The sequence below is a fragment of the Streptococcus sp. SR4 genome (assembly GCF_000517725.1).
Lineage (GTDB): Bacteria > Bacillota > Bacilli > Lactobacillales > Streptococcaceae > Streptococcus > Streptococcus salivarius_F.
In genome coordinates this window covers 1-3252 of record NZ_AZYW01000030.1, presented here as the reverse complement: position 1 = coordinate 3252, position 3252 = coordinate 1, and the positions used below count along the sequence as shown (strand labels likewise).

Sequence of the window (3252 nt, the reverse complement as noted above, 5' to 3'; positions counted from 1 at the left end):
CCTTGCAAGTTTTGCCTTTATCGCAAAACCTGCCTTCGCTGAGGAAGCTAAAGCTGACAACTCATCAAACCTTGATGTGACTGCTGCTACCACTGCGAATGTAGAAACTACAGCAGACCTCGTCGAAACAAAGGTTGTCGAAGCACCTGCTACTACTGAAAATGTGGCTAGCACAGAAAACACCACAAATGTTTCAGAACAAGCCACAACTTCTGCTACAAGTTCAGAAAACGCTAGTGAAACAGCTTCAACAACTGCAAGCGAAAGTCAAGCACCTGCAGAATCGGCCTCAGGCCAAACACGCGAAGCTGTAACTACAGACCGGGCTGCCAGTGAGGCTGCATCAGCAACCGCAGATACCAATAGTGAAACCAATGTTACCGGTGGTCAATATTATAGTGATAGCCTTGGTAACTGGTATTATAAGGATGCTAGTGGTAAGAACCTAACTGGTGCACAAAAAATCGATGGGGTCAACGTTTATTTCGATGAAAATGGCATACAAGTCAAGGGAAACTTTTCAAAAAATAAACAATACTATGATGCAGATTCTGGTGCTCTTGTAACGGATCGTTATATTAATCATCTTGGTGGTGTTTACTATGTCGATAAAAATGGTGAACCATTAAAAGGCGCACAAACCATTCAAGGAAAACAAGTTTATTTCAATGATTACAACGGCCTTCAAGTTCGAGACGGATTTGCTAGCAATGAACACTTCTACGATAAAGATGGTAACCTTGTAACAGATAGCTATGTTTTTAGCACTAAATACAACTATAACAACACTATCTATCCTTTCTATGTTGATAAAAATGGCGACAAATTAAAAGGTGAACAAATCATCAATGGAAAATCTGTCTATTTCGATAAGTATGATGGAGCACAGGTGCGTAATAGCGTTGCTGACAATGGGCGTTTCTATGATCAAGATGGTAATTTAGTTGATCTAGGGAAAAAACACTACGTGTTCATCGATAACCATTGGTTCTATGTTGATGAAGATGGAAAGATACTTAAAGGTGAACAAGTCATTGATGGTGTGAAAGTTTACTTTACCCCTTATTACGGATATCAAATTAAAGGGGATTTTAATTCTGACGGCCAATTCTATGACAAGGATACTGGCGAGCTCGTGACAAACCGTTATATTCAATTAACACGCTACGAATCGAACGGCTCAATGGCTCCAACTCTAGAGACCCATTGGTATTATCTTGGGTCAGACGGAAAAGTGGTAACAGGTCCACAAGTTATTGACGGCGTTCGTGTCTACTTTAACTATAGAGGACACCAAGCCAAAGGAGACTTCGGCTACGATGGTTTTTATTATGATAAAGACACTGGAGCACTCGTCAAAAATAGCTTTGTCTCCTTAGAGCAACCATCAGGAACCCTTATTTATTACCTCGATAACGAAGGCAATACAATTAAGGGAGAACAAATTATTAATGGTAAGCATCTCAACTTCGGTGAATACGGTATCCAAGTTAAGGGAAATTTCGCACCTAATGGACTTTTTTATGATGCAATTACAGGGGAACCTGTTACTAATCGTTATGTTCAAATCAATGACCAGAGTAACTCATATAATACCCTTGAAAATAAAGATAAATGGTTCTATATCGGTTCAGACTCTAAAGCTCTTAAAGGAGAGCAAGTCATTAATGGCGTAACCGTATTCTTTGACAAAAATGGGGTTCAAGCTAAAGGGATTTTCGCAGATGACGGTTTCTATTATGATAAAGATTCTGGTGCACGCGTTAATCTTGGCAACAATCAGTTTGTTCAAGTGAACGGTAACTGGTACTATCTTAATAACGAAGGTAAAATTGTAAAAGGTGAACAAGTCATTAATGGCAACACTTTTTACTTTGATAAAGATGGCAAGCAAGTTAAAGGGAACTTTGCTGAAAATGGAGCGTACTATGATGAAAATTCAGGAGTACAAGTAACCAATCGTTATGTTAACTTCAATAACAATTGGTATAGAATCGGTGCTAAAGGTACTCCTCTTAAAGGTGCCCATGTCGTTGATGGTCATAATGTTTTCTTTGACCAAGACGGTAAACAGATTAAGGGCGACTTCGCTTCGGATGGCTACTATTACAGTAAAAATTCAGGAGACCGAGTAGACTTAGGACAAAATCATTATCAAAACATAAACAATAATTGGTATTATATTGGTAATGACGGCAAACGCCTTACTGGTGAACAAGTCATTGATGGTGTCGAGGTCTACTTCGATAGTACTGGTAAGCAGGTTAAAGGAAACTTTGCTGAAAACGATTCATTTTACGATAAAGATAGTGGTGCCCGCCTTAAGGAACAATTTGTCGATTTGAATGGAAAGACTTATTATGTTGATGCTAAAGGCAAAAGACTTAGAGAAGGGGGAGTTCGAACTATCAATGGTAAAGAGTATACCTTTACGGGCGGTGCAGATCCCCACCTTGCTAGAGAAGAATTTCTATATCCTTATGGCTACTCTTCATTCTACGATTTGAATAATAAGGAAGTCAAAGGGCCTCAATTCGTTAAGGCCAAAAATGGTAATAGATATTACATTACCGCTTCTGGTCACGTCCCATTAGGGCTTCACATTATCAACGGAGAACTTTATATGTTTGATGCTCCGACAAATAAATATGCTGATGGTAGGGTTAGGGCGAATGGCTTGACTAAAGACTATTTCCCATCACTTATTCCTAATGGTAGCCATATCTATTACTTTGATAAGGAAACAGCTACTGCTATAAAAAATCAATATAAAGAGGTTAATGGTAACTGGTATTACTTTGGACCTAATTGGTATGCACTAACCGGTGAACAAACTATTGATGGGGCTCATGTCTATTTCCATAGAGATGGCAAACAAGCTAAAGGGGAACTTGTCACTGTAAATGATAAACTTCATTATTATGATCCTAACAGTGGTGCACGTACTGAGAACACTACCCTCACTATCGAAGGTAAGACCTACCATTTTGATGCTGAGGGAAATGGAAAACTCCTCAATTAGTGTAAGTGAACAGTAATCATTATGAAAAAGTAATTCCATCTTCCACTTTAAGAAAACTTTAGGAATCGCTTTGTATACTACAACTATCCTAAAACTTTTCTTTTTCATGATTTCCTAAAATCCAGGGCATAGGTCCTGGATTTTTTTGTGTTTTTAAACTCTTGTGACTGCTAAAATTGCGACATTTACTTTATTAGTCACTTTTCAGTGTAATCGTTTTCTTATCTTTA

Annotated in this window: 1 protein-coding gene; it reads left to right on the top strand. The window is 38.3% G+C overall.

The genetic code is table 11. The features are described 5' to 3' along the window. The coding region (locus HMPREF1519_RS03870) for a hypothetical protein (protein WP_037611215.1) at nucleotides 1-3022 on the top strand (3022 nt) is incomplete at its 5' end. Nucleotides 3023-3252: the final 230 nt, after the last annotated feature.